The sequence below is a fragment of the Microbacterium ginsengiterrae genome, assembly GCF_014205075.1.
Classification (GTDB): Bacteria; Actinomycetota; Actinomycetes; order Actinomycetales; family Microbacteriaceae; genus Microbacterium; species Microbacterium ginsengiterrae.
In genome coordinates, this window is record NZ_JACHMU010000001.1 from 2761751 (window position 1) to 2786780 (window position 25030).

Annotated in this window: 28 protein-coding genes; 10 read left to right on the plus strand and 18 right to left on the minus strand. The window is 68.0% G+C overall.

Annotated features, from left to right (window positions below; all coding sequences use genetic code 11):
• Window positions 1-29: 29 nt before the first annotated feature.
• Entirely contained in the window at window positions 30-581 is a 552-nt protein-coding gene (locus HD600_RS13395; RefSeq protein ID WP_144796163.1) for a hypothetical protein, read from the plus strand.
• Here the strand turns inward: HD600_RS13395 and HD600_RS13400 are convergent.
• The 8 genes from HD600_RS13400 to HD600_RS13435 form a co-directional block, all read right to left on the minus strand.
• Window positions 568-2817: a RelA/SpoT family protein gene (locus tag HD600_RS13400; RefSeq protein WP_184284243.1), complete on the minus strand. Its 2250-nt coding sequence runs from the start codon at window positions 2815-2817 to the stop codon at window positions 568-570. The two genes, HD600_RS13395 and HD600_RS13400, sit on opposite strands and share 14 nt — an antisense overlap.
• A gap of 67 nt (window positions 2818-2884) precedes the next feature.
• The gene (gene secF, locus HD600_RS13405) at window positions 2885-3874 is read right to left on the minus strand and encodes a protein translocase subunit SecF (protein WP_184284245.1); all 990 of its coding nucleotides are present in this window, start codon (window positions 3872-3874) and stop codon (window positions 2885-2887) included.
• Window positions 3874-5604, minus strand: a complete 1731-nt coding sequence (gene secD, locus HD600_RS13410) for a protein translocase subunit SecD (RefSeq protein ID WP_144796166.1) — start codon at window positions 5602-5604, stop codon at window positions 3874-3876. Before secD ends, secF begins: the two co-directional genes overlap by 1 nt.
• A gap of 53 nt (window positions 5605-5657) precedes the next feature.
• Window positions 5658-6065, minus strand: coding sequence for a preprotein translocase subunit YajC (locus HD600_RS13415; RefSeq protein WP_144796167.1), 408 nt, complete (start codon window positions 6063-6065; stop codon window positions 5658-5660).
• A 73-nt stretch (window positions 6066-6138) separates the two neighbouring features.
• The gene (gene ruvB / locus HD600_RS13420; RefSeq protein WP_144796168.1) at window positions 6139-7179 is read right to left on the minus strand and encodes a Holliday junction branch migration DNA helicase RuvB; all 1041 of its coding nucleotides are present in this window, start codon (window positions 7177-7179) and stop codon (window positions 6139-6141) included.
• Entirely contained in the window at window positions 7172-7795 is a 624-nt protein-coding gene (ruvA, locus tag HD600_RS13425; protein ID WP_144796169.1) for a Holliday junction branch migration protein RuvA, read from the minus strand. The genes ruvB and ruvA overlap by 8 nt, the downstream gene beginning before the upstream one ends.
• A gap of 27 nt (window positions 7796-7822) precedes the next feature.
• Window positions 7823-8389, minus strand: coding sequence for a crossover junction endodeoxyribonuclease RuvC (ruvC, locus tag HD600_RS13430; protein WP_144796170.1), 567 nt, complete (start codon window positions 8387-8389; stop codon window positions 7823-7825).
• 56 nt (window positions 8390-8445) lie between these two features.
• Window positions 8446-9207 (minus strand): YebC/PmpR family DNA-binding transcriptional regulator, encoded by a 762-nt coding sequence (locus HD600_RS13435; protein WP_144796171.1) that lies wholly within the window; start codon window positions 9205-9207, stop codon window positions 8446-8448.
• A gap of 112 nt (window positions 9208-9319) precedes the next feature.
• Between HD600_RS13435 and HD600_RS13440 the strand changes: the two genes are divergently transcribed.
• A complete protein-coding gene (locus HD600_RS13440) occupies window positions 9320-10684 on the plus strand; it encodes an aminotransferase class V-fold PLP-dependent enzyme (protein WP_184284247.1) in 1365 nt (454 codons plus the stop codon).
• Here the strand turns inward: HD600_RS13440 and HD600_RS13445 are convergent.
• The 3 genes from HD600_RS13445 to pdxS are packed head-to-tail and all read right to left on the minus strand — an operon-like array spanning window position 10662 to window position 12684.
• Window positions 10662-11201: a DUF402 domain-containing protein gene (locus HD600_RS13445; protein ID WP_184284249.1), complete on the minus strand. Its 540-nt coding sequence runs from the start codon at window positions 11199-11201 to the stop codon at window positions 10662-10664. The two genes, HD600_RS13440 and HD600_RS13445, sit on opposite strands and share 23 nt — an antisense overlap.
• A 9-nt stretch (window positions 11202-11210) precedes the next feature.
• Entirely contained in the window at window positions 11211-11795 is a 585-nt protein-coding gene (pdxT, locus tag HD600_RS13450) for a pyridoxal 5'-phosphate synthase glutaminase subunit PdxT (protein WP_144796174.1), read from the minus strand.
• Window positions 11785-12684 (minus strand): pyridoxal 5'-phosphate synthase lyase subunit PdxS, encoded by a 900-nt coding sequence (pdxS, locus tag HD600_RS13455; RefSeq protein ID WP_144796175.1) that lies wholly within the window; start codon window positions 12682-12684, stop codon window positions 11785-11787. The genes pdxT and pdxS overlap by 11 nt, the downstream gene beginning before the upstream one ends.
• A gap of 92 nt (window positions 12685-12776) precedes the next feature.
• Here pdxS and HD600_RS13460 point away from each other — a divergent pair, with 92 nt between their 5' ends.
• The 6 genes from HD600_RS13460 to thpD all read left to right on the plus strand — a co-directional run bounded on the left by HD600_RS13460 (window position 12777) and on the right by thpD (window position 18407).
• Complete coding sequence (locus HD600_RS13460; protein ID WP_144796176.1) at window positions 12777-14084, plus strand: aminotransferase class I/II-fold pyridoxal phosphate-dependent enzyme; 1308 nt, start codon at window positions 12777-12779, stop codon at window positions 14082-14084.
• A 12-nt stretch (window positions 14085-14096) separates the two neighbouring features.
• Entirely contained in the window at window positions 14097-14948 is an 852-nt protein-coding gene (gene pdxY / locus HD600_RS13465; RefSeq protein WP_184284252.1) for a pyridoxal kinase PdxY, read from the plus strand.
• Window positions 14949-15102: 154 nt separating this feature from the next.
• Entirely contained in the window at window positions 15103-15639 is a 537-nt protein-coding gene (gene ectA, locus HD600_RS13470; RefSeq protein WP_144796178.1) for a diaminobutyrate acetyltransferase, read from the plus strand.
• Window positions 15640-15736: 97 nt separating this feature from the next.
• Window positions 15737-17014 (plus strand): diaminobutyrate--2-oxoglutarate transaminase, encoded by a 1278-nt coding sequence (gene ectB / locus HD600_RS13475; protein ID WP_184284254.1) that lies wholly within the window; start codon window positions 15737-15739, stop codon window positions 17012-17014.
• A gap of 36 nt (window positions 17015-17050) precedes the next feature.
• On the plus strand, window positions 17051-17446 hold the full coding sequence (locus tag HD600_RS13480) for an ectoine synthase (protein WP_144796180.1): 396 nt from the start codon (window positions 17051-17053) through the stop codon (window positions 17444-17446).
• Between the two features lie 64 nt (window positions 17447-17510).
• Complete coding sequence (gene thpD, locus HD600_RS13485; RefSeq protein ID WP_184284256.1) at window positions 17511-18407, plus strand: ectoine hydroxylase; 897 nt, start codon at window positions 17511-17513, stop codon at window positions 18405-18407.
• A 3-nt stretch (window positions 18408-18410) separates the two neighbouring features.
• On the opposite strand, the gene HD600_RS13490 is transcribed toward thpD, so the two are convergent.
• The 4 genes from HD600_RS13490 to HD600_RS13505 form a co-directional block, all read right to left on the minus strand.
• Window positions 18411-18965 (minus strand): HIT family protein, encoded by a 555-nt coding sequence (locus HD600_RS13490; RefSeq protein WP_184284258.1) that lies wholly within the window; start codon window positions 18963-18965, stop codon window positions 18411-18413.
• On the minus strand, window positions 18962-20899 hold the full coding sequence (gene thrS, locus HD600_RS13495; protein WP_184284862.1) for a threonine--tRNA ligase: 1938 nt from the start codon (window positions 20897-20899) through the stop codon (window positions 18962-18964). The genes HD600_RS13490 and thrS overlap by 4 nt, the downstream gene beginning before the upstream one ends.
• Before the next feature lie 134 nt (window positions 20900-21033).
• Entirely contained in the window at window positions 21034-22119 is a 1086-nt protein-coding gene (locus tag HD600_RS13500; protein ID WP_184284260.1) for an aromatic acid exporter family protein, read from the minus strand.
• Entirely contained in the window at window positions 22097-22252 is a 156-nt protein-coding gene (locus HD600_RS13505; protein ID WP_184284263.1) for a hypothetical protein, read from the minus strand. The genes HD600_RS13500 and HD600_RS13505 overlap by 23 nt, the downstream gene beginning before the upstream one ends.
• Before the next feature lie 178 nt (window positions 22253-22430).
• On the opposite strand from HD600_RS13505, the gene HD600_RS13510 reads away from it, so the two are divergent.
• The gene (locus tag HD600_RS13510; protein ID WP_144796184.1) at window positions 22431-22778 is read left to right on the plus strand and encodes a hypothetical protein; all 348 of its coding nucleotides are present in this window, start codon (window positions 22431-22433) and stop codon (window positions 22776-22778) included.
• A 22-nt stretch (window positions 22779-22800) separates the two neighbouring features.
• On the opposite strand, the gene HD600_RS13515 is transcribed toward HD600_RS13510, so the two are convergent.
• From HD600_RS13515 to HD600_RS13525, 3 genes are all read right to left on the minus strand, one after another.
• Window positions 22801-23280, minus strand: coding sequence for a DUF2243 domain-containing protein (locus HD600_RS13515; protein WP_184284265.1), 480 nt, complete (start codon window positions 23278-23280; stop codon window positions 22801-22803).
• The gene (locus HD600_RS13520; protein ID WP_184284267.1) at window positions 23280-24095 is read right to left on the minus strand and encodes a cytochrome c oxidase assembly protein; all 816 of its coding nucleotides are present in this window, start codon (window positions 24093-24095) and stop codon (window positions 23280-23282) included. The genes HD600_RS13515 and HD600_RS13520 overlap by 1 nt, the downstream gene beginning before the upstream one ends.
• A 145-nt stretch (window positions 24096-24240) precedes the next feature.
• Window positions 24241-24546: a sigma-70 family RNA polymerase sigma factor family protein gene (locus HD600_RS13525; RefSeq protein WP_184284269.1), complete on the minus strand. Its 306-nt coding sequence runs from the start codon at window positions 24544-24546 to the stop codon at window positions 24241-24243.
• Between the two features lie 29 nt (window positions 24547-24575).
• On the opposite strand from HD600_RS13525, the gene HD600_RS13530 reads away from it, so the two are divergent.
• On the plus strand, window positions 24576-25001 hold the full coding sequence (locus tag HD600_RS13530) for an NAD-dependent epimerase/dehydratase family protein (RefSeq protein ID WP_184284271.1): 426 nt from the start codon (window positions 24576-24578) through the stop codon (window positions 24999-25001).
• Window positions 25002-25030: the final 29 nt, after the last annotated feature.

Below are 25030 nucleotides of genomic sequence, written 5' to 3' on the forward strand. Positions count from 1 at the left end.
GCGGAGCGGCGGACGACGACACTGAAACGGTGTCGTCATCGCTGATCCTCCACCCGGGGGCACTGTTGTCTCTGGCGGAACTGACCGCCGCCCGTATCGACGGCGTGCTGATCGAGGTCGGCGACGCGTTCATGCCGCCGGATCTGCCGGAGGATGCAGCGGCGCGCGCCGCCTCGCTCGCCCGGCTCCTCCCCGCAGGGCATGCGTTGTGCGATGCCTCGGCGGCCTGGGTGCACGGCTTCGGTGACTCCCCGCCGGTCCGCCACCGCGTGCAGCGGGTGTCATCCCGCCGCGGCAGGGTGCGCATGAGCCGCCACGTCATCGTGCACGAACGGCGCATCGGTCAGCACGAGGTCCAGACGGTCGGCAGCGTCCTCGTGACCACGCCGCTGCGCACGCTGACCGATCTCGTGCTCAGCGCGGGCGACGACGAGGAGTCGGCGACCCGTCTGCGGACGGTCGCCGCCGCAGCGGGCGACCTCGTCCCCCAGGCACGCAGCGCCATCGCCGCCCGCAGCCGGATGCCGGGAAAGCACGCGGCGATCGCGCGGCTGGATCGACTGACGTCTACGACGAGGTGACGCGGTAGACGTCGTAGACGGCCTCGATGCGGCGCACGGCGTTGAGCACCCGGTCGAGGTGGACGGAATCGCCCATCTCGAACACGAAGCGACTGATCGCGAGCCGCTCGTCGTTCGTGTGCACGGTCGCCGAGAGGATGTTCACGTGGTGCTCGCTGAGCACACGAGTGACATCGGAGAGCAGTCCGGAACGATCGAGGGCCTCGACCTGGATCTGCACTCGGAACACGCTCTTGGTCGTCGGCGCCCACTCGACATCGATGAACCGCTGCTCCTGATCCCCGAGGGCCTTCACGTTCACGCAGTCCGCGCGGTGCACCGAGACACCGCTGCCTCGGGTGACGAAGCCGACGATCGCGTCGCCCGGGACGGGCGTGCAGCACTTGGCGAGCTTGACGAGGATGTCGGCAGCCCCGCGGACGAGGATTCCCGAGTCGCCGGACCGGGGTTCCGGGGCACGGGACCGCGAGGGGAGGTCGATGGCGCCGGTCGTGGTGTCGTTGGCTGCGACGAGCGCCGTGACCTTCTCGAGCACCGACTGGGTCGAGACATGCCCTTCACCGACGGCGGCGTAGAGGGCGGAGACGTCCTCGTAGTGCAGCTGCTGCGCGACCTCCGCGAACGAGTCCTGGCTCATCATCCGCTGCAACGGCATGTTCTGCCGACGCATCGCTCGGGCGATGGCCTCCTTGCCCTGCTCGATCGCCTCTTCGCGGCGCTCCTTGGTGAACCAGCCGCGGATCTTGTTGCGGGCGCGGGTGCTCTTGACGAACGAGAGCCAATCCTGGCTGGGACCGGCGTCGGGGTTCTTCGAAGTGAAGACCTCCACGACGTCTCCTGTGCGCACCTCGGTCTCGAGCGGAACGAGCCGGCCGTTCACCTTCGCCCCCATGGTGCGGTGACCGATCTCGGTGTGGACCGCATAGGCGAAGTCGACTGTCGTGGCTCCGGCGGGGAGGCCGATCACACGCCCCTTCGGGGTGAAGACGTAGACCTCCTTCGCACCGATCTCGAAGCGGAGCGAATCGAGGAACTCGCTGGGGTCCGCCGTCTCGGCCTGCCAGTCGGAGATGTGCGCCAGCCACGTCATGTCCGTGTCGGACGGGCCGTCGACGGTCTTGCCGCCGTTCATGCGCTCCTTGTACATCCAGTGCGCGGCGACGCCGAACTCCGCCTGCTGGTGCATCTCGTGCGTGCGGATCTGGATCTCGACCGTGCGTCCGCTCGGGCCGATGACGGTGGTGTGCAGCGACTGGTAGAGGTTGAACTTCGGCGTCGCGATGTAGTCCTTGAAGCGGCCGGGCAACGGCGTCCATCTGGCATGGATCGCGCCGAGGACGGCGTAGCAGTCGCGTACCGAGTTCACGAGGACGCGGATGCCGATCAGGTCGTAGATGTCGTCGAACTCGCGGCCGCGGATGACCATCTTCTGGTACACCGAGTACAGCTGCTTGGGGCGTCCGACCACCTTGCCGCGGATCCGCAGGTCGTGCAGGTCCTCGTTGATGGATTCGATGACCTGCTTGAGGTACTTCTCCCGCTGCGGGGTGCGCTGCGCGATGAGGCTGTTGATCTCCGCGTAGATCTTCGGGTGCAGCACCGCGAAGGAGAGATCCTCCAGCTCCGACTTGATCGCCTGGATTCCGAGCCTGTTGGCCAACGGCGCGTAGATCTCGAGGGTCTCACGCGCCTTGGGCTCCGCCTTCTCCGGAGGCACGAACCCCCAGGTGCGGGCGTTGTGCAGGCGATCGGCGAGCTTGATGAGCAGCACCCTGATGTCCTTGGACATCGCGACGATCATCTTGCGGACCGTCTCGGCCTGTGCACTCTCGCCGTACTTGACCTTGTCGAGCTTGGTGACACCGTCGACGAGCATCGCGACCTCGTCGCCGAACTCCGCGGCGAGGTCCGTCAGCGCGTATCCGGTGTCCTCGACGGTGTCGTGCAGGAGCGCAGCGGCCACGGCGCGAGGGCCGAGCCCCATCTCGGCGAGGATCTGCGCGACCGCGAGCGGGTGGGTGATGTACGGTTCACCGCTGCGGCGCTTCTGCCCCTCATGCCGCTCCTTGGCGACCTTGTAGGCCGACTCGATGATCGCGAGGTCGCCCTTGGGGTGGTTCACCCGCACGGAGCGGATGAGATTGTCGAGATCGTTGACGCGCGGGGCGCGCGAGAAGATGCGGGGTACCAGCCTTCTCAGACTCGATCCCTGCGTCGACGTGGTCGTCTCCGCCATCGCCTCACCTCCGGGTCAGATCATCCTACGCGTCCGCTGCGGGCACCGGCCCGTGTTCGCTCCGGGCTCAGGCGTCAGCCGCGGCGCGGGCTCGGAGCTCGAGCACGCGCTGGTCGCGCTCGACGATGTCGGGCTCCTTCTCGCGGAACAGCGAGTACAGCGGCGCAGCGACGAACAGCGTCGAGTAGGTGGCGACGATGATGCCGACGAAGATCGACAGCGAGATGTCGGTCAGCGTCTCAGCGCCGAGCCAGAACGAGCCGATGAAGAGGATCGCCCCGACGGGCAGAGCGGCCACGATCGACGTGTTGATCGACCGGACGAGCGTCTGGTTGACCGCGAGGTTCACCGATTCGCCGAAGGTGCGGGCGGAGTTCTCCCCGTCTTCCGTGGTGTTCTCCCTGATCTTGTCGAACACGACGGTGGTGTCGTAGAGGGAGTACGCGAGGATCGTGAGGAAGCCGATCACGGCCGCCGGCGAGATCTCGAAGCCCGCGAGGGCGTAGACGCCGATCGTGATCACGAGCACGTCGAGCAGGCCGATGATCGCTGCGACGGACATCTTCCAGGTGCGGAAGTAGATAGCGAGGATGAGGAACGTCAGTGCGAGGAAGATCGCAAGACCCCACAGCGACTGCCGCGTGACGTTCTCGCCCCAGACGGGGCCGATGAAGGACGAGGTGACCTCTTCCGCCGGCACGTCGTAGGCATCGGCGAGAGCGACGGCGACCGTCTGCGTCTCCTCCGGCGTCATCTGCGATGTCTGCACACGGACGTCGGTGCCGTTGACGATGGCGACCTTCGCTGCGGCCTCGGGGACCACGGACTGCACGGCCTCGGTCGCGACGGCCTGATCGGTCGTCCCCGGGGCGATGACGGTGAACTGCGATCCACCGGTGAACTCGATGGAGAACTGCACAGGGCGCAGGAGCGGCACCAGGGCGGATGCGACGACGAGCGCGATCGCGATGATGAACCACAGGCGCCGCTTCGCGACGAACGGGAAAGAGGTCTTTCCGGTGTAGAGGTTGTTGCCGAACTCATTCATGGAGGCCATCAGCGCTCTCCCTCGCTTCCGGCGTTCGTGGATCTCTCGCCCGCGAGGGCTTCTGCGCGTTTGCGCTCGGCGATGGTCTGGCGGCGCTCCGCCTCGCCCTGCGCACGGCGGTTCTTCGCCCCTCGTCCGGCCTTGACCGGCGCGACCTGTCGATACTGCGACCGTGCCTGGTAGACCGCTCCGAGCGCATCGGGGTCGAGGCCGGAGAGCTTGTGTCCTCCGCCGAAGAACTTCGTGCGGGCGAGGATCTGCATCACCGGATGGGTGAAGATCACGAAGATGAAGACGTCGATCAGCGTCGTGAGCCCGAGTGTGAAGGCGAAGCCCTTCACAGTCGAGTCCGCGAGGATGTACAGCACGACGGCGGCGAGGATGTTGATCGACTTCGAGATGTAGATCGTGCGCTTCGCGCGCCCCCAGCCGTCCTCGACGGCGCTCGTGATCGACTTCCCGTCGCGCAACTCGTCTCGTATGCGCTCGAAGTACACGATGAACGAGTCCGCCGTGAATCCGATCGACACGATCAGACCGGCCACACCCGCCAGGGACAGGCGGAATCCGAGGCGCCAGGCGAGGATGCAGACGATGACGTAGGTCAGCACACCCATGACGGCGATCGATGCGATGATCACCGTGCCGAGGGCGCGATAGCTCAGCAGCGAGTACACCGCGACGAGCGCGAGGCCGATGAGACCGGCGATGAGACCGATCTGGAGCTGCTGGCTTCCCAGGGTCGCCGAGACCGTGTCGGAACTCTCCGTCGTGAAGCTGAGTGGCAGCGCACCGTACTTCAGTTGGTCGGCCAGGGTCTTCGCCGACTCCTGCGTGAACGAGCCGGAGATGCTCGGTCGCCCGTCGAGGATCTGCGCGTTCATCCGCGGTGCGGAGATGACCGAGCCGTCGAGCACGAAGGCGAACTGGTCGCGCGGGCTGAGGCCCTGAAGCTGGTTCTGGTAGAGACGCTGGCTGATCTTCCCGAAGACCTCGGTGCCGTGGCTGTCGAGGGTGAGGTTGACCGTCCAGGCGCCGGACTGCGGGTCGCGACCGCTCGTGGCGTCCTTGATCGAGTCGCCGGAGAGCTCGGTCGGGCCGAGGATGTACTTGATCGTGCGGGTGTCGTCGCACGTGATGAGCGGCTGGTCGTCCGGAGCCTCGGCCGCGAGGTTGTCGGGGTTCGCGCAGTCGTACGCGAGGAACTCGCCCTGCAGCTTCTCCGTGACCCAGGCCATGTCACTGCCGTCGGTCGGCTCAGTGGTGGGCTCGGCGTTGGCGGAGGGATCAGGGCTCGGGTACGGCGTGGCGTTGCCGTCCTCGCCGATGAACTCCGTGGCCGGGTCGCCGGCGAACAGGACCGCCCGGAACTCGAGCTGGGCGCTCGCCTGGATACGTGCCCTGGTCTCCTCGTCGGCCACACCGGGGATCTGGACGACGATGTTGCGTCCGCCCTCGGTCGTGATGTCCGCCTCCGCGACACCGGAGGCATCCACGCGCTGACGGATGATGGATGCCGCCTGGTCGAGCTGCTCCTGCGTCGGATCTGCCCCGTCCTCGGTGACGGCGCTGAGGACGATCTGCGTGCCGCCCTGCAGGTCGAGGGCGAGTTCAGGCGTCCAGGAACTCTGCTTGAAGCCGTACACACCGAGCGCATTGATGCCGAACAGGGCTGCGGTCACGATGAGAAGGCTCAGGAGCACCTTCCACGCATGGCGGACAGGAGAAGATGAGGCCACGGATGTTCAGCTTTCTGCGAGACCGGGGGGACCAGACAGGACCAGCGAAGAGCTTACTGGTTGTCTGAGTCCCGCTCGAGACGCGCGCGGGTCTGCTCCGGCGTCTCCAGCTCGACCGCGGGGGCGGACTCCTCGATCACGCTCTCGTGGGTCTCTGCGGCCAGTGCGGCGTCGGCGTCGACGATGACGTCCTTCGGCTCGACGACGCGGAGGATGGCCTGGCTGTGCACCTCGATGACCGTGCCGGGCGCGATCTCGACGAGAGCCGGCGAGTCGAGGTCATCGGCGTCGTACGCGACGATCGTGCCGTAGAGACCGCCCTGAAGGAGCACCTTGGCGCCGGGGACCGTCTTGGTCGCCTTCTCCTCCTGCTCGGCCTTCATCTGCTTCTGGCGCTTGCGCGTGTTGATGAACATGAAGACGAGCAGCACGGCGAGGAGGCCGAAGAGGATGATTTCCATCAGGCGGAGCCTTTCGAAGAGCGCACGCCGATCGTGGCGTGCAAGAGATTGGGGGGGTTGAAGTCTTCAGCGATTATAGGTCATCGAACAATGCGGCACCCTCCGGATGGGGCACGCCGAGATGGCGGTACGCCTCCGGCATCGCGACCCGGCCGCGCGGCGTCCGCCCGAGGAAACCGATACGGACGAGGTACGGCTCGACGACGCTCTCGACGGTCTCGGCCTCCTCCCCCACGGCGACGGCGAGGGTGCTCAGCCCGACCGGTCCACCGCGGAAGCGGCGCACGAGCATGTCGAGGACCGCGCGGTCCAGCCGGTCCAGCCCGATCGGATCCACGTCGTAGAGGTCGAGCGCTGCGGTGACGTCCGCGATCGTCGCCTCTCCGTGGCCGCGGTGCACGAGGGCGTAGTCGCGCACGCGGCGCAGCAGGCGGTTCGCGATCCGAGGGGTGCCTCGTGACCGTCGCGCGATCTCGTGGCGCGCGTCGTCCGGCATCGTGACGTCGAGCACGCTCGACGAGCGCCGGATGACCTTCTCGAGATCGCCGTCGTCGTAGAACTCCAGGTGTCCGGTGAACCCGAAACGATCCCGCAGCGGGTTCGGGAGCAGACCGGAACGCGTGGTGGCCCCGACGAGCGTGAAGGGTGCGAGGTCGAGAGGGATGCTCGTGGCTCCTGCGCCTTTGCCGACCATGATGTCGATACGGAAGTCCTCCATCGCGAGGTAGAGCATCTCCTCCGCGGAGCGCGCCATGCGGTGGATCTCGTCGATGAACAGCACCTCGCCGGGCACGAGGCTCGACAGCAGGGCGGCGAGGTCGCCCGCATGCTGGATCGCCGGGCCGCTCGAGAGCCGCAGCGGTCGCTCGCTCTCGTGCGCGATGATCATCGCGAGCGTCGTCTTGCCCAGTCCCGGTGGTCCGGCGAGCAGGATGTGGTCGGCCGGCCGGTTCTGGATCCTCGCTGCGTCGAGCAGCAGTTGCAGCTGCCCCCGCACCTTGGGCTGGCCGACGAACTCGCCGAGGCTCGCCGGGCGCAGGGCGCCTTCGATGGCGAGCTCTGTCTCGTCGAGGGGCTCTGCCGGATTCCGGCCGTCTGCACTGTCGTCAACCACGGCCGGCTCCGGTCTTGGCCGGCCCGAGGGCGGCCAACGCCTGCCGCAGCAGGGCGGCGACCGATGCGCGGTCGGATTCGCTCGCGACCGCCGCGGTCTCGACGGCGGCGTCTCCGGCGACCTTCTCCGACCAGCCGAGTCCCACGAGCGCCGCGGTCACCTGGTCGATGACGGCCTCGGCACCGGATGGTGCGCGACCCGCAGGCACCGCAGTCGGCGGCTGCAGCTTGCCCGCCAACTGCACGACGATGAGTTTCGCCGTCTTGGGTCCGATCCCGGAGACGCGCCGGAACGGCGCGTCGTCATCGTCGGCCACCGCGGAGGCGATCTGGTCGACCGTGAGGTGCCCGAGGACCCCGAGAGCGGACTTCGGCCCGACTCCGGTGACGCTCAGAAGCTGTGTGAACACCTCGAGCTCGATGCGCTCCGCGAACCCGAACAGCGTGAGGGCGTCCTCGCGCACGATCAGGCTCGTGTGCAGGCGGATCTCCTCACCGGGGTGCGCCGTGTGCGCGACATCCGCCGGCACGAAGACGAAGAAGCCGACACCGCCGACCTCGATGACGACGTGGTCGGCGCCGGTGGACAGCACGGATCCGCGCAGCGAAGAGATCATCTCCCCAGCCTACGATCCGGATCGTATCTATGTTCGAGCGACACGCTCGGCTTCGGCCCATGCTCGCTGCGCCGGGGTCAGGGTGCCGGCCGCGACGGCCGTGGCCGCTCCCCCGCGCCATGCGTGGCACAGGGCGATCGCCAGTGCGTCCGCGGCGTCGGCGGGCTGCGGAGGGGCGTCCAGCCGCAGGATGCGGGCGATCATCGCCTGGACCTGTCTCTTGTCGGCCGAGCCGTACCCGGTGACGGCTGCCTTGACCTCGCTCGGGGTGTGGGTGGCCGCCGGAAGCCCCGCCTCTGCGGCGAGCAGCAGGGCGACACCACTGGCCTGGGCAGTCGCCATGACGGTGTGGCTGTTGTGCTGCGCGAACACGCGCTCCACCGCCACGGCCTCGGGCTGATGTGCGACGAGCGCGGTGCGGATGCCGCGCGCGACCGCGGCCAGCCGGTCGCCGATGGGGGCTTCGGGGGGCGTGCGGATCACGCCGACGTGGACGAGAGTGGCGCGCCGCGAACGATCGACGTCGACGATGCCGATGCCGCACCGGGTGAGGCCGGGGTCGATGCCCAGGACGCGAAGAGAGGAAGCCGCCACTCCCCCAGCGTATTGGCGTGGGGTGGTGGCGGCTTCGAGGACGCGCTGTGGGTCCGTCAGTCCTCGTCGTTCTGCAGTTCGGCCTGCACCTCTGCGGACAGGTCGAGGTTGCTGAAGACGTTCTGGACGTCGTCGCTGTCCTCGAGTGCGTCGATCACGCGGAAGATCTTGCGGGCGGTGTCGGCGTCGACCTCCACCTTGAGGTTCGGAACGAACTCGACGTCGGCGGACTCGTACTCGATGCCGGCCTCGACGAGCGCGGTGCGGACCGCCACCATGTCGGTGGCCTCGGCGATCACCTGGAAGCCCTCGGCGTGGGGTTCGATCTCCTCTGCACCGGCCTCCAGAGCGGCCATCATGAGGTCATCCTCGGTCGTCCCTTCCGAGCTGACGACGATGACGCCCTTGCGCTCGAAGTTGTAGGCGACGCTTCCCGGGTCAGCGAGGTTTCCGCCGTTGCGGCTGAGCGCCGTGCGCACCTCCGCCGCCGCGCGGTTCTTGTTGTCGGTCAGACACTCGATCATGAGCGCGACGCCGCCGGGAGCGTAGCCCTCGTACATGATCGAGGTGTACTCGACCGCTTCGCCGCCGATCCCGGCACCGCGCTTGATCGCACGGTCGATGTTGTCCTTCGGGACGGAGGTCTTCTTCGCCTTGAGGACCGCGTCGTACAGGGTCGGATTGCCGGCGAGGTCGGCGCCGCCGAGCTTGGCCGCGACCTCGATGTTCTTGATGAGCTTGGCCCACGACTTCGCGCGCCTGGAGTCGATGACCGCCTTCTTGTGCTTGGTCGTCGCCCACTTGGAATGCCCGGACATATCTCTCCGCTCGTCGCCTTCGCCCACGGGGTGCGCCCAGGGCGTCGTCCATTCTAGCGAACTGCTTCCAAGACGCCTTGTCGGCCGCTTGCCACGGTGGGACACTGTGAGCGTGGACGAACGGGAGCGTGCTCTCGACACCGCTCACCGCCGCGCCGGCGAGTTCCTCGGAACGCTCGACGAACGCCCGGTGTGGCCGCGTGCGAGTCTGGACGAGATGCTGTCGGCGTTCGGCGGACCGTTACCGGAGGACGGCGCCGATGCCGCCACGGTGGTGGACGAGATCGCCCGGCTGGCCGACCCGGGGCTCGTCGCGATACCTGGTGGCAGGTTCTTCGGGTTCGTGATCGGTGGCACCCAGCCCGCCGCACTCGCGGCCGACTGGCTGGTGTCCGCATGGGATCAGAACTCCGGTTCCTCCCTGCTCACTCCGGCGACGGTGGCCATGGAACGCGTCGCCGGCGAATGGATGCTCGACCTGCTCGGCCTTCCTGCGACCGCGAGCGTGGGGTTCGTGACCGGCGGGCAGCTGGCGAACTTCGCGTGCTTGGCCGCCGCACGTGCGGCGGTGCTGTCACGGGTCGGATGGGATGTCGCCGAGAACGGCCTGCGTTCGGCACCGGAGATCCGGTTCGTCGTGGGTGCGGACCGGCACAGTTCGATCGACCGTGCGGCGCGTTTCCTCGGGATCGGCACGCGCGAGATCGTGATCGTGGACTCGGACGACCAGGGACGGATGCGCCCCGGCGCTCTCGCGCGGGCTCTCGATGCCGAGGACGGTCCGCTCATCGTGTGCATGCAGGCCGGCGAGGTGCACACCGGAGCGTTCGACGACTTCGACCTTCTGATCCCGATCGCCCGGCGGCACCGCGCCTGGGTGCACGTCGACGGCGCATTCGGCCTCTGGGCCGCGGCGTCGCCGTCGTTGCGCGCCCTCATGGCAGGTGCGGATGCCGCCGACTCCTGGGCCACCGACGCGCACAAGACGCTGAACGTGCCCTACGACTGCGGCATGGCGATCGTGCGGGATCCGGCGGATTCGATCGCCGCGTTCCGCACCGGGGGCGACTACCTCATCTACTCGGGCCTGGACCCATGGGATGTGACCCCGGAACTGTCACGCCGCGCCCGCGGGGTACCGGCGTGGGCGGCGTTGCGCGCACTCGGCCGCTCCGGTGTGGCGCGGATGCTCGACCGGCTGCATGCGAACGCCGTCGCGATGGCGAGGGGGCTCGCCGGCATCGACCGCGTCGAGGTGCTCAACGACGTCGACTACACGCAGGTGATGTTCTGCCTCGACTCGGACGACGCCACCCGCGCTCTCGGTGCGGCGATCCTCGCCGACGGCACCTCGGCGATGACGGGCGCGGAGTGGAGGGGTCGCGCCGTGCTGCGCTGCTCGATGTCGTCGTGGGTGACCACCGACGGCGACGTCGCTCGGACCGTCGCGGCGATCAGAGACCTCGTGGCCGCGTAGCCGGATCGGCCGGGAGGCGCACCGGCGCGTCCATGGATGCCGACGGCGTCCAGTTCGCCCAGTCCTCGTCGAGCGGCCAGGCGCCGTCCCGGATGAATCCCTCCGCCGCGTGGTCCGCGAGCGAGCGGACGGCGGCGGCCTGCGCGGGCGTGAAGCGCCCCTGTTCGACGCTGGCGGCGAGCTCGTCATCGTCCTTCAACCAGATGTCCTCCGTGCCCACGTGCTCGGCGTCCACCCAGATGTCCAGCACGAGGTCCCTGGAGAACACCCCGGCCTGTTCGCCGGCGACGCGCACGTGCGGAAGCTCGAGGTTCACGTAGGCGCCCTCCGCCGCGGAGGGCACGGCTCCTGCCGGTTCATCCGCGGTCGCGTAGCGGTCGGGCTCGAGGAGGGCGACCGCGTCGCCCTCGCTCAGCCCGGCGTCGCCGACCGCCTCCCAACGATCTCCCCTCCTGCCGACGAGGCGCACCGTGCCGCCACTGGCGCTGACATCTGTGGAACCGATCGGCTGGCGCATGCGGCAACGCTACAGTGCCTGCAGCATCCGCTCGTGGAACCGGGCCTCCCCGCTGATCTCGGGGTGGAAGCTCAGGCCGATGAGCGCGCCCTGCTCGATGCCGACGATGCGGCCGTCGTCGAGAGCCGCGAGCACGCTCGCTCTCGCGCCGACGGACTCGATGACGGGGCCGCGGATGAACGCCGCCCGCACCGGACCACCGGGGAGAGTCGGCGTCCGCAGCTCCGCTTCGAAGGAGTCGACCTGCCGACCGAAGGCGTTGCGACGCACGACCGCGTCGAGCCCGCCGAACGACTGCTGCCCGTCGATCGCGTCGACGACCTCGTCCGCGAGCATGATGAGCCCGGCGCAGGTGCCGAGCATCGGCATCCCATCTCGGATCGCCGCGCGGATCGGCTCGCGCATCCCGAAGGTGCGCGAGAGCTTGTCGATGACGCTGGACTCGCCGCCGGGGATCACCAGTGCATCCACGGCGGCGAGCTCTGACGGACGGCGGACCCGCACCGGGTCGGCTCCGAGCCGGCTCAGCAGCCGTTCGTGCTCCCGGACGTCACCCTGCAGTGCGAGGACGCCGACGCGGGTCTTACCAGCCACGCTCGGCGAGGCGGTGAGGAGCGGGCAGGTCCGCGACGTTGATGCCGACCATCGCTTCGCCGAGGCCACGAGAGACCTCCGCGATGACGGCCGGGTCGTCGTGGAAGGTCGTCGCCTTGACGATGGCCGCGGCACGGGCGACCGGGTCGCCGGACTTGAAGATGCCCGAGCCGACGAACACGCCGTCCGCTCCGAGCTGCATCATCATCGCGGCATCCGCCGGCGTGGCCACACCACCGGCGACGAACAGCACGACGGGCAGCTCTCCGGTCTCGGCGATCTCCGCGACGAGCTCGTACGGCGCCTGGAGCTCCTTGGCCGCGACGTAGAGCTCATCCTTCGGAAGCGCGGTGAGCGCAGCGATCTCGCCACGGATCTTCCGGATGTGCTTCATCGCCTCCGAGACATCCCCTGTCCCCGCCTCGCCCTTGGAGCGGATCATCGCCGCACCCTCGTTGATGCGGCGCAGCGCTTCGCCGAGGTTGGTGGCGCCGCACACGAACGGGACGGTGAAGTCGTACTTGTCGATGTGGTTGACGTAGTCGGCGGGCGAGAGGACCTCCGACTCGTCGATGTAGTCGACCCCGAGTTCCTGGAGCACCTGCGCCTCGACGAAGTGGCCGATGCGCGCCTTGGCCATGACCGGGATCGAGACCGCCTCGATGATGCTGTCGATCATGTCGGGGTCGCTCATGCGGGACACACCGCCCTGGGCGCGGATGTCGGCCGGGACGCGCTCGAGGGCCATGACCGCCACGGCTCCGGCGTCCTCGGCGATCTTCGCCTGTTCCGCGGTGACGACGTCCATGATGACGCCGCCCTTGAGCATCTCGGCGAGACCGCGCTTCACGCGCGCCGATCCGGTGGTGGACTTCTCGACGTCGGACATGGTGGAGCCTCCTGTGCAGCCAGAACTTTCTTTGATCTAGGCCAAAACATACCATTGTGCGGGCGCCCGTAGACTCACATGACGGAGGTGTCATGAGCGAGCAGATCACAGGACGCACGGCGGCGGAGATCGCCGACAGTGTCCGAGAGCTCCGCGAACGAGGCGTCCTCGCCCCCGGCACCCTCCTGCCGCCCGTGCGCGAACTGGCGGCGCGACTCGGCGTGAACAGGAACACGACGGTCGCCGCGTACCGACAGCTCTCCCAGGCCGGCATCGTCGTCAGTCGGGGCAGAGCCGGAACGATGCTCGTCGAGCACGACGCCGTGGCCCAGGAGGGCTATGCGAGCGACACCGTGCTCCGCGACGTGGGGACGGGAAATCCTGACCCTGCGTTGATCCCCGACCCATCGACCGTGCTCTCGAAGGTGTCCGGGCGGCCTGTGCTGTACGGCGAGCCCGTCATCGACCCCGCGCTGGACGCGTGGGCGCGGGAGTGGATGTCCGCGGACCTCCCCGCTGAGGACTTCCGCATCACCGTGACCAGTGGCGCAGTGGATGCCGTCGAGCGGCTGCTCGCTCAGGCCCTCATGCGCGACGATGCGGTGGCCTTGGAGGATCCCTGTTTCCTCGCCAGCATCCACACCGTCCGTCTCGGCGGCTACCGCGCGGTCGCCGTGCCGGTCGACGAGGAGGGGATGACTGTCGACGGCCTGCGCGCCGCACTCGCCGACGGCGTCCGTGCCATCATCTGCACGCCGCGGGCCCAGAACCCGACGGGGGCGAGCCTCTCCCCCACGCGCGCCGCCGCACTGCGGGAGGTTCTCGCCGCGCATCCGTACGTGCTCGTCATCGAGGACGATCACTTCTCGATGCTGTCCGAGCGTCCGTACGAGAGTCTGATCAGCCCCACGCATCGCCGATTCGCCCTCGTGCGATCGGTGTCGAAGTTCCTCGGCCCCGACATGTGCCTCGCCGTCGCGGCGACGGACCCGGAGACCGCCGATCGTCTGGCGATGCGGTTGAGCCCTGGAACGACCTGGGTGAGCCATCTGTTGCAGCGCCTCGCTCTCGCGATGCTGACCGATGATGCCGCTCGCGCGACGATTCGCAGCGCGGCTGCGCACTACGCCGCACGCAACACGGCGTTCGCCGAGCGGTTGCGCGCGCGGGGCATTCCCGCCGAGCACGTCGACGGGATGAACCTCTGGGTGCGACTGCCCCGGCCGGCGCGCGAGGTCTCGGAGCACCTGATGCGGAGGGGGTGGCTGGTGCGGACGGGAGACGGTTTCGTCCTCGAGGACAAGACTGCCCCCTCCCATCACATCCGGTTGACGGTCCACGATCTCGGCGAGGAAGACGCCGATCAGCTCGTCGCGGACATCGCTGCCGCCGTGGGGTGAGAAGATCATGGGATGAAGATCCTCTCGATCCAGTCCGCAGTCGCATACGGCCACGTCGGCAACTCGGCCGCCGTGTTCCCGTTGCAGCGCATCGGCGTCGATGTGATTCCGGTGTACACGGTGAACTTCTCCAACCACACCGGATACGGGTCGTGGCGCGGTCCGCTCATCGATCCTTCCGACGTGCGCGATGTGATCACCGGCGTCGGTGAGCGCGGCGTCTTCGGACAGGTGGACGCGGTGCTGTCCGGCTATCAGGGCGGTGAGGGCATCGGCGACGTCATCATCGATGCCGTCGCGCAGGTGAAGGCTGCGAACCCCTCGGCGCTGTACGCGTGCGACCCCGTCATGGGGAACGCCAAGTCGGGATGCTTCGTCGCCCCGGCGATCCCCGAACTCCTCCGTGATCGCGTCGTCCCCGTGGCAGACATCATCACGCCAAACCAGTTCGAGCTCGGCTTCCTCACCCGCACGGAACCGGACACGCTCGAGTCGACTCTGGCATCGGTCGAGCTCGCCAGGGACATGGGACCGCGCACGGTCCTGGTCACGAGTGTGGAGCGCCCCGACCGCGAAGAGGGCACCATCGAGATGCTCGCCGTGGACGACGAAGGCGCATGGATCGTCCAGACGCCGTTCCTGCCCATGAAGGCCAACGGATCAGGCGACGTCACCGCGGCGCTGTTCACCGCGCACTACGCATCCACCCGCAGCGCACAGACGGCGCTGGAGCGCACGGCATCCAGCGTCTTCGACCTGCTCAAGCTCACGCTCGACTCGGGTGAGCGTGAACTCCAGCTCGTCGAGGCTCAGGAGTCCTACGCGCACCCGAAGATGCAGTTCTCCGCGCGCAAGGTCCGCTGAACCGACACCCGTCGGGCACTGCCCGCGCACAGCGCCGCCTGTCAACGCGCGCTCGTGCGCGCGTCCGCGCGTACCTTCTCGGATTCGTCACGGAAACGGGCAGGACACGCCGCGGGTTGCCGACGCGATTCGTTCTCGTTAGCGTCGTGGGCGCATGCTCCCGTTCAACGAAGTACCCCATGCTCCTGTCCGCGACACGACGACGATCCGACCTCCCGCCGCATCCCATGGTGCGGACATGTGGCGGGTCGCCAGAGACTCAGACGAACTCGATCTGAACTCGTCGTACAAGTACATGCTCTTCGCGCGAGACTTCGCGCGCACCTGTCGCGTCGCCGTCGTCGGCGACCGCGTCGTCGCCTTCGTGCTCGGCTACCGTCGTCCCGAAGCGCCGGAACGGCTCTTCGTGTGGCAGATCGCCGTCGACGAGGATCACCGAGGTGCGGGTCTCGCAGGCCGCCTGCTGGACGATCTCGTCACCGTAGGCGACACCGAGTCGCCCGTGGTCTTCGTCGAGACGACGATCACCGACGACAACACGGCCTCGCAGCGACTGTTCGCGGCGTTCGCCGAGCGTCGATCAGCGCCGAACGAGGTGAGCGACCTGTTCGACGGGCCCGATTTCCCCGACCGGCACGACGCCGAGCGGCTCCACCGGATCGGCCCGATCCCCTCGCCGGTTCGCGGCTGATCGACATCCCAGACTGGGAATCCTTCCCAGCCTCGGCGGCCCAGCGCCGTCGAGCTGCCGCGTACGCCGGAGCGTACGCACGCCAGAGGAGGCACACATGTCCCTTTCCGCCATCGCCGACACCGAGATCTTCGAATCCTCGGAGTCCCGCGTCCGCAGCTACTCCCGCTCGTGGCCCGTCGTGTTCGACCGCGCCGTCGGCAGCACCGTCTTCGACGAGTCGGGACGCGGCTATCTCGACTTCTTCGCCGGAGCCGGAGCGCTCAACTACGGCCACAACAACCCGATCCTGAAGGATGTGCTCATCCGTTATCTCGCCGAGGATCGCATCGTCCACTCGCTGGACATGTTCACCACGGCGCGTCGCGAGTTCCTCCAGACCTTCTCCGACGCGATCCTCACCCCGCGCGACCTCGACTATCGCGTCGTGTTCCCCGGACCGGGCGGGGCGAACGCCGTGGAAGCCGCTCTGAAACTCGCGCGCAAGGTGACAGGACGCGAATCGGTCATCAACTTCACCAACGCGTTCCACGGCATGACGCTCGGCGCTCTGTCAGTCACGGGCAACTCGCTCAAGCGCAGCGGAGCGGGCGTGCCGCTCGTGCATGCGACCCCAATGCCCTATGACGACTACTTCAACCAGGACTATTCCGACTTCTTCTACCTCGAGCGGCTTCTCAGTGACAGCGGCAGCGGCCTGAATCTCCCTGCCGCCGTCATCGTCGAGACCGTGCAGGGCGAAGGCGGCATCAACGCCGCACGCGCCGACTGGCTGCGCGGACTCGCCGACCTCTGCCGTCGTCACGGCATCCTGCTCATCGTCGATGACGTGCAGATGGGCTGCGGACGCACCGGTGGTTTCTTCAGCTTCGAAGAGGCAGGGATCGTGCCGGACATGGTCTGCCTGTCCAAGTCGATCAGCGGATCCGGGCTGCCGATGGCGCTCACCCTCGTGCGCCCGGAGCTCGACATCTGGGAGCCCGGCGAGCACAACGGCACATTCCGCGGCATCGCGCCCGCATTCATGACCGCGGCAGACGCGATCCGGACGTATTGGCAGGACGATGCGCTCGAGGCGTCGACCATCGCGAAGGGCGCCAGGGTGGAGGGCCGGTTCAACGCCCTCGTGTCGTCGCATGACGATGCCGGACTCGTCGCGAAGGGCCGCGGGCTCGCACGGGGCCTCCAGTTCCGCGACGGAGAGACGGCGGAGGCCGTCTGCCGCGCCGCCTTCGAACGCGGCCTGCTCATGGAGACGTCCGGCCCGAGCGGCGAGGTGATGAAGATCCTTCCCGCGCTCACGATCACCGACGAGGAACTCGATCGCGGCCTCGACATCATCGATGCCTCCATCGCCGATGTCCTCGCGGCGTGACCCGCACCCCGACCACACCTACTCAGAAAGGCTCACATGCTGATTCGCACCATCGACGAGATCACCGACACGGACGCCGACGTGCAGTCCGAGAACTGGCGCAGCAAGCGCATCATCCTGGCGAAGGAGAAGGTCGGCTTCTCCGTGCATGAGACCACCCTCTACGCCGGCACCGAATCGGAGTTCTGCTACCAGAACCACATCGAGGCGGTGTTCATCGTGGAGGGCGAAGGAGAGATCGAGGATCTCGCGACGGGCGAGGTGCACCAGCTCGCACCCGGCTCGCTGTACCTGTTGAACGATCACGACCGCCACCGTGTCCGCCCCCGAACGCAGATGCGGACCGTGTGCGTGTTCAACCCCCCGGTCACCGGGCGCGAGGTCCACGACGAGAACGGCGTCTACCCGCTCGTCACCGAATCGGTGGGCTGAAGCACCCGCCGTCACGACCGCCGCGTCGACCGCGGTGAACCGAAGAGAGAACAGGAGAACGACGATGACCATGATCGACACGTCCCAGGACCTCTACCCGACCCGCCTGACCGCGGCGAGGCCGCCGCTGACACGCGAACATCCGACAGTGTGGGGTGAGGCGGCCGGTCCGTTCACGCGCGAGGAACTGGATGCCCACGAAGCCCGCGGTTACACGATCCTCGACGACTTCCTCAGTCCGGAGGAGGTGGAGCTGTACAGCGGCGAGCTCACACGGCTCTCCGAGGCGCCGGAGCTCGCCGCCGACCCCCGCGTGATCCGGGAGCGGAGCACCGGAGATGTCCGCTCGATCTTCGCCGTCCAGGCGCTCAGCGAGGCGGTCGACCGCTTGACCCGCGAGGCTCGCGTCCTCGATCGAGCGCGGCAGCTGCTCGGGAGCGACGTCTACCTGCATCAGACCCGGATCAATTACATGCCGGGGTTCCGCGGCACCGGGTTCTACTGGCACTCGGACTTCGAGACGTGGCACGCGGAGGACGGCATGCCGATCCCCCGCGCCGTGAGCTGCTCGATCGCCCTGACGGACAACCACCCGTTCAACGGCGGGCTTATGGTGATGCCCGGCTCGCACAAGACGTTCGTGTCGAGCGTCGGCGAGACGCCGGAGGACAACCACGCCTCCTCTCTGCAGGCGCAGGAGGTCGGAGTCCCCAGCGAGGACGACATCACCCGCATGGCCGCGCAGTACGGGATCGATCAGTTCACCGGCGCGGCGGGGTCGGCGCTCTGGTTCGACTCGAACATCATGCACGGTTCAGGCAACAACATCACGCCGTTCCCCCGCTCGAACATCTTCCTCGTGTTCAACAGCGTCGACAACGCACTCGTGGAGCCGTACTCGGCACCGGCGCCGCGGCCGGAGCACATCGCGCACCGCGCGGACACCACGCCGCTGCGGTGAGGTTCAGTCGCGGTCCGGCTTCGGCCAGGCCGCGGCCACCGACTCGCGAACCTCGCCGAGCAGCTGCGGCAGCGCCTTGGTCTTCGCGATGATCGGGAAGAAGTTCGCATCAGACGCCCACCGCGGGACGATGTGCTGGTGCAGGTGTCCGTCGACACCTGCACCAGCGACCGCTCCCTGGTTCATGCCGAGATTGAAGCCGTCGCATCGCGAGACCTCACGGAGCACGCGCATACCCGTCTGCGTGAGGGCGCCGATCTCGGCGACCTCCTCCGGCGTCGCCTGATCGTACGTGGCGATGTGCCGGTACGGGCAGACGAGCAGGTGCCCGGAGTTGTAGGGGAACAGATTCAGCAGCACGTACGCGGTCTCGCCTCGTGCGACGACGAGCCGCTCCGCGTCAGGGTGCTTCGGTGCCTCGCAGAAGGGGCATTCATCGCGCAGGGGTTCGGGTCCCGCTTGGATGTACGCCATCCGGTGCGGTGTCCACAGCCGCTGGAACGCGTCGGGGATGCCGGCCAGATGCGCGGCATCCTCCGCCATCCCCTCTTCGCTCATGCCAGGTCCCCGGCCTTCAGCACGAGGGCGTGCGTCGCGATGGCCTGACGGATGCGCGCGACGGCATCCGCCACCGGCACGCCGTTCTCCTGCGTGCCGTCACGGAACCGGAACGAGACCGTGCCGGCCTCCCTGTCCTGTTCGCCGGCGATGAGGATCAGCGGCACCTTGTGCGTGGTGTGGTTGCGGATCTTCTTCTGCATGCGGTCGTCGGAGTGATCGACCTCGGCACGCACGTCGTGCTGGCGGAGCTCGGCGATGATGCCGTCGAGATACTCGCCGTACTGCTCGGCGACCGGGACGCCCACGACCTGGATGGGAGCCAGCCACACCGGGAAGTCGCCGGCGTAGTGCTCGAGCAGGATGGCGAAGAAACGCTCGACCGAGCCCAGCAGCGCCCGGTGGATCATCACGGGGCGGTGCTTCTGGCCGTCCGGACCGGTGTACTCGAGTTCGAAGCGCTCCGGCTGGTTGAAGTCGAGCTGGATGGTCGACATCTGCCAGGTGCGGCCGATCGCGTCTCGGGCCTGGACGGAGATCTTCGGGCCGTAGAAGGCGGCCCCGCCCGGGTCGGCGACGAGTTCGAGACCGGATGCCACGGCGACCTCGCGCAGAGTCTCGATCGCGGTCGACCACTGTTCCGGCTCTCCGAGGAACTTCGGGTTGCCCTCCTCATTGGTCGACAGCTCGAGGTAGAAGTCGTTGAGGCCGTAGTCGCGCAGCAGATCGAGGACGAGGTTGAGGTTCGTCTCCAGCTCCTGCTTGACCTGATCCTGCGCCACATAGATGTGCGCGTCGTCCTGGGTCAGGCCGCGCACGCGGGTGAGGCCGGAGAGCGTGCCGCTCTTCTCGTACCGGTAGACGGTGCCGAACTCCGCCAGACGCAGCGGCAGCTCACGGTAGGAGCGGCCACGGGCGCGGTAGATGAGGTTGTGGAACGGGCAGTTCATGGGCTTCAGGTAGTAGTCCTGGCCCTGACGGGTGATGTTCCCGTCCTCGTCGACCGTCTCATCGAGGTGCATCGGCGGGAACATGCCGTCGGCGTAAGTCTGCAGGTGACCGGAGGTCTGGAACAGATCCTTCTTGGTGATGTGCGGGGAGTTGACGACGTCGTACCCGTTGCGGAGCAGGTGGCGACGAAGGTTCTCCTCGATCTCGTAGCGGACGATGCCGCCCTTGGGGTGGAAGACCGCCAGACCCGATCCGATCTCGTCCGGGAAGGAGAACAGATCCATCTCCACGCCGAGCTTGCGGTGGTCGCGACGCTCAGCCTCGGCGATGCGCTCCTTGTAGGCCTTCAACTCGTCCTTGGAAGGCCATGCCGTGCCGTAGATGCGCTGCAGCTGGGGATTCTTCTCGCTTCCCCGCCAGTAGGCGGCGGCGATCCGTGTGAGGTCCCAGCCGTTGCCGATCATGCGGGTGTTGGGCAGGTGCGGTCCGCGGCAGAGGTCCTTCCACGCCACTTCGCCGTCCTTGGTGACGTTGTCGTAGATCGTCAGCTCGCCTCCGCCGACCTCGACGGCCGCGCCCTCTGCGGCGTCAGCGCCGGATCCGGGCCCTCCTGCCAGATCGATCAGTTCGAGCTTGAACGGCTCGTCCGCCATCTCGGCGCGTGCCTCATCCTCGGTGACGACGCGGCGGGTGAACCGCTGGCCTTCACGGATGATGCGCTGCATCTCCTTCGAGATCGACTTGATGTCCTCCGGGGTGAAGGGCGTGTCGACACCGAAGTCGTAGTAGAAGCCGTCGGTGACCGGCGGGCCGATGCCGAGGTTGGCCTGCGGGTTGATGCGTTGGACGGCCTGGGCGAGGACGTGGGCGGCGGAATGCCGCAGGATGGACAGGCCGTCCTCGCTGTCGATCGTGACCGGGGTGACCTCGTCCGTCTCGGCGACCGTGGTCGCGAGGTCCTTGAGTTCGCCGTTCACGCGCATCGCGACGACGGATCGGTCAGAGAACAGGGCGAAGCCGTCACGTGCGGCGGCGTTCGACTCGTCGATTTCAGGCACAGGTCACTCCATCTGGGTCGTCCTCTAGGCTACTCGCACCGCGGGCCCGGCCGTGCCGTTCACTGCGTCGTGACGAAGTCGTTCGCCGCAAGGATGATCTTGTGCACCCCGACCGCCGCGGCGTACGTGTAGGCGGCGGCATAGCGTTCCGGGCGCCCCTCGTTCTCGTCGAGTTCCTTCAGCAGATCGTCGAGGGTGCGCGTGGCGACCGCGAGTTTGTCCTCCGCGAGCGGGTCGTCCGTCGGAGCGCCGATGATCTCGGCAGCGGCGTGGATCGCGTCAGCCAGCGCTTCGCGCGTGCGATCGGACAGGCAGTCGTCCTCATCGGCCAGGCGTACGAGGACGGTGGCGAGATCACGAGTGGCGTTGGCGGTCCCCTCGAGCGCCGTCATGCGCCGGGCGTTCAGCTCCTTGTCGGCCCTGCGTCGTCGGCCGCGCGGATTCGCTCTGCTGCTCTCATCCGCCTGACGGACCTCCTCCTCGACGGAGGACAGCATCGTGGGCAGATCCTTCGTCGCGTCCAGAACGTGGTCCGGGTCGATCGACTCCTCGGCGACGGTGTCGGCGAGGTCGTCGAGTGTCGTCCTGATGCGCTCGCGGAGATCGGTGAGCTGCTCGGATGCGCGCCTCAGGTACAGCGGAGGGAAGACGATGAGGTTGACCGCGATCCCCACGAGGACCCCGAAGGCCATCGTCAACAGGTACGAGGAGGTGAACTCATCTCCCGCGGGGCCGCCGATGAGCAGCACGAACAGGCCGGCGATCGCCACCCAGTCCCTGCCGACGCCGAGGGCGCTGATGCCGCCGAGGGCGATGCCGACGGCGATGACCGCCGCGACGGCCACGACACCAGGGGCGCCGGCGGAGACGAGGACGAGCCCGCCGAGGCCGAGAGCGATCCCCAGCGACAGGCCCAACAGGGCTTGGAGCCCTGCGCGAGCCGACCCGACCACGGTCGGATACATGCTGACGAGGACGCCAAGGGGTGCGTAGTACGAGTATTCGCTGTCGGCGAGAGGGACATAAGGCGCGAGGTACCACGCGATCGCCGCACCCGCCGCCGTCTTGCCCGCGAGCAGGAGCCTGTCGCTTGCGGTCGCCTGTCGGCGCCAGACGCGCGCGTTACGGGAGATCCGCGAGAGCAACGTCGCCGTCTTCGTCTTCGTCCTCTTCCGCGGATTCAGCGGCCGCGGGGTCCTGGTCGCCGATGTTCATGTCCGGATCGATGCCGATGACGGTCTCCCGATCATCGTCCTGCGGGTTCGTTGTATTCACCATCGGAGTCTCCGTTCTCTCGTCATCGGGTTGCGACGAGACTTCAGCTTGTCCCGCGGCGGACCGGAAGTCGCCCCCGTTGACAGATCGACGATCAGGTCGCACGTTCCGTGGCGACGACCGGCGGCCGGAGCCGGGTGCCCTGCTGGCCTTCTCCCGCGCCGCCTGACATCCTGGGCCCATGAGCGAGTTGACGACCGCCGATCTCGGCCTGCTGCTGTCGGTGTTCGCGGTGCTGCTGATCGCGTTCGCCATCGACTTCCACTTCTCCACCCGCCCGACCACGCGGCACCGGCGATCGCGATGGGTGTTCGGCATCGTCACCCTGGTCGGAGAGCTGATGACCGCCCTCGCGCTGGTGCTCACGTGGGTGGCGATGTGGAGTCCCGCTGCGTGGGAGGCCATCGACGACCTGCTCGTCTTCATCCCCGGCAGCATCGCGATCGCGTGCGCGGTGATCCTCACGGTGGAGAAGATCATCGCCCGCCTCGAGCGCCTCCGGATGCCGTCGCAGAAGCCGACGGCGTAGAACTCGGCGCGATCGACGCCGTTCAGTCCCGCGGCTCGCTGCGGGCGCGCCGCGCGAGCAGAACGGTGCCGACGACGCCCACGAGGAGCAGCAGCACGGCAGCGCCGTTCCAGGCCACGTCGTACGGGAGCAGGTCGACCCCATAGCGGATCTGATGCACGCGAAGCACCTTGTGATCGATGACACCGTCCCAGAGCTGGAAGGCACCGAGCCCGACGGCGTAGCCCGTCCACGCGGCGGTCGGCCAGAACACGCGCCTGCGACGCGCGTCCATCATGAGGAAGAAGCCGAAGACGAAGACGAACAACTCGCCGGCATGGAGCAGGCCGTCTGACAACAGCGCGATCTCCGAGGTTCCGCGATCGTAGAAGTGGTGCCACGCGAGGATCTGGTGGAAGACGATCTCATCGACTGCCGCCATCGTGGCGATGCCGAGCAGGAGACCAGCCCAGTACGAGCGGTTCCGCAAGGGCGAACCCGGCCTGCGAGACGTATCGGTCATCACCCACCTCCGGTTCTCATGTGGATACGAGTCGCCGGTGTCGGCAGCCGGCGTCCGCTCGTGCGGTACCACTGCGCGCACAGCAGCGCGATCAGGGCGAGATCGACCGCATCTCCGCCGTAGAACATCAGTTGCGCGCCGGCTCGAACGTCCACCGTGCTCGCCCCGGCGGGCGGATGGGCGTAGATCAGCTTGGCGAGGACGCCGTGCGCAGCAGAAGACAGCACGAGGACGACAGCACGCAGCGCGAGACCGGTGCGATGCGGCGACGGGTCGACGCCGACCAGCGAGACGGTGAAGAGGTACCCCACCAGGAGCAGATGCAGCATGACGAGCAGATGCACCAGCGGCACCTGCTGCATCAGCTCATACAGCGGCGTCGCGTACAGGACCCACAGCCCGCCGATGTTCAGGGTGGCGGCGACCACCGGGTGCGTGAGGAACGCCGCGGGGGTGCCGCGCAGCACTCGGCTGAGATGCCTCGCCGACACGACGCTCATCGTGCGCAGCGCGAGCGTGGGCGGCGCCGCGAGCACGAGGGCGACCGGGGCGACCATTCCCACGAGCACATGAGCGAGCATGTGTTCCGTGAAGCCGCCTTGCGCGGCGAGCGGGCCGACGAAACCCGACATCGCAGCGCCGACACCGAGGATCCACAGCGCCACCCGGTACCACGGCCAACCGCGTCCGCCGCGGCGCTCAGCCACCGCCGCGGCCGTGTACGTGACGGCGGCCACGATGAACGGCACGGCGAGTATCCACTCCGCCGCAGGCGCACCGCTGCCGCCGTGGACGTGCTCGGCACCGACAGGCACTGGTCTCCCTCCGTCTCGCGAGTCTGTCGAACCGGGGTCGGCTCGCCGGGGCAACGTACCCGAGCGCGGACGACAAGGGCAGGGGGCTTGACGCGGGAGGAGTGCGAGGTCGCCCGTGCCGCACTCTCGCCCTGCCCTGGCGCCGTCACTCCGGCGAGACCGCCGCGTCGCTCCCGGCGCGAAGGAGCGCGTCTTGGTCTCCGACGGCCCCCAGATGCCGCGGTTTGTCCGGATTGAGCAGATTGTCCATCTCCACGATGACGCCGCCCGCCACGACCACGGTCAGCACGCCGAGGCTCGCCCTCGCCCTGTCCCGGTAGTGGACCGAGGGGAATCCGTTGACGTCCTCGAGCCTGAGAATGACCTCGCCCGCGTCGACGCGCCGGAGCAGTCCCATGAGGAATCGTGCCACCCGCTCCGCTCCCTGAATCGGCTTCTGGATGGCGGGCACCCGACCAGGCCATCGGGGAAGGCGGAGAGATGCTGAGGCTGGTCCGCGACCGCAGGCTGCCGATCGTCGGCGGCTGCGGGGGCGTCTGGTCGTTCATCCACGTCGACGACGTAGCCTCCGCGACCGCGGCCGCGGTGACGCCCGGCCCTTCCGGGCTCTACAACATCGTCGACGACGAGCCGGCGGCGGTCGCCGAATGGCTGCCGGAGCTCGCGCGCATCGTCGGTGCGAGACCTCCGCTGCGCGTCCCCGCGTGGGTCGCCCGACCGATGATCGGAGTCTTCGGGGTCACATGGATGACCGCCAGCCGCGGCTCGTCCAACGAGAAGGCGAAGGCGCTCCTGGAGTGGTCTCCCCGGTACTCGAGCTGGCGCGAGGGCTTCCGCTCCGGGCTCGGTGTCCCGGCGACGTCCGGCGGAACGAGGAAGTCAGGCGGAACCGAGCACTCCGTCTGACCACTCCCCACAACGCGAAAACCCCCGGG

Bases quoted from the DNA above. Each gene is read 5' to 3' on its own strand.
- HD600_RS13400 (WP_184284243.1), bottom strand. From the start codon at position 2,817: ATGGCGGAGACGACCACGTCGACGCAGGGATCGAGTCTGAGAAGGCTG.
- secF (WP_184284245.1), bottom strand. From the start codon at position 3,874: ATGGCCTCCATGAATGAGTTCGGCAACAACCTCTACACCGGAAAGACC.
- HD600_RS13415 (WP_144796167.1), bottom strand. From the start codon at position 6,065: ATGGAAATCATCCTCTTCGGCCTCCTCGCCGTGCTGCTCGTCTTCATG.
- ruvA (WP_144796169.1), bottom strand. From the start codon at position 7,795: ATGATCTCTTCGCTGCGCGGATCCGTGCTGTCCACCGGCGCCGACCAC.
- HD600_RS13435 (WP_144796171.1), bottom strand. From the start codon at position 9,207: ATGTCCGGGCATTCCAAGTGGGCGACGACCAAGCACAAGAAGGCGGTC.
- HD600_RS13445 (WP_184284249.1), bottom strand. From the start codon at position 11,201: ATGCGCCAGCCGATCGGTTCCACAGATGTCAGCGCCAGTGGCGGCACG.
- pdxS (WP_144796175.1), bottom strand. From the start codon at position 12,684: ATGTCCGACGTCGAGAAGTCCACCACCGGATCGGCGCGCGTGAAGCGC.
- HD600_RS13460 (WP_144796176.1), top strand. From the start codon at position 12,777: ATGAGCGAGCAGATCACAGGACGCACGGCGGCGGAGATCGCCGACAGT.
- pdxY (WP_184284252.1), top strand. From the start codon at position 14,097: ATGAAGATCCTCTCGATCCAGTCCGCAGTCGCATACGGCCACGTCGGC.
- ectA (WP_144796178.1), top strand. From the start codon at position 15,103: ATGCTCCCGTTCAACGAAGTACCCCATGCTCCTGTCCGCGACACGACG.
- ectB (WP_184284254.1), top strand. From the start codon at position 15,737: ATGTCCCTTTCCGCCATCGCCGACACCGAGATCTTCGAATCCTCGGAG.
- HD600_RS13480 (WP_144796180.1), top strand. From the start codon at position 17,051: ATGCTGATTCGCACCATCGACGAGATCACCGACACGGACGCCGACGTG.
- thpD (WP_184284256.1), top strand. From the start codon at position 17,511: ATGACCATGATCGACACGTCCCAGGACCTCTACCCGACCCGCCTGACC.
- HD600_RS13490 (WP_184284258.1), bottom strand. From the start codon at position 18,965: ATGAGCGAAGAGGGGATGGCGGAGGATGCCGCGCATCTGGCCGGCATC.
- thrS (WP_184284862.1), bottom strand. From the start codon at position 20,899: ATGCGCGTGAACGGCGAACTCAAGGACCTCGCGACCACGGTCGCCGAG.
- HD600_RS13505 (WP_184284263.1), bottom strand. From the start codon at position 22,252: ATGGTGAATACAACGAACCCGCAGGACGATGATCGGGAGACCGTCATC.
- HD600_RS13510 (WP_144796184.1), top strand. From the start codon at position 22,431: ATGAGCGAGTTGACGACCGCCGATCTCGGCCTGCTGCTGTCGGTGTTC.
- HD600_RS13515 (WP_184284265.1), bottom strand. From the start codon at position 23,280: ATGACCGATACGTCTCGCAGGCCGGGTTCGCCCTTGCGGAACCGCTCG.
- HD600_RS13530 (WP_184284271.1), top strand. From the start codon at position 24,576: ATGCTGAGGCTGGTCCGCGACCGCAGGCTGCCGATCGTCGGCGGCTGC.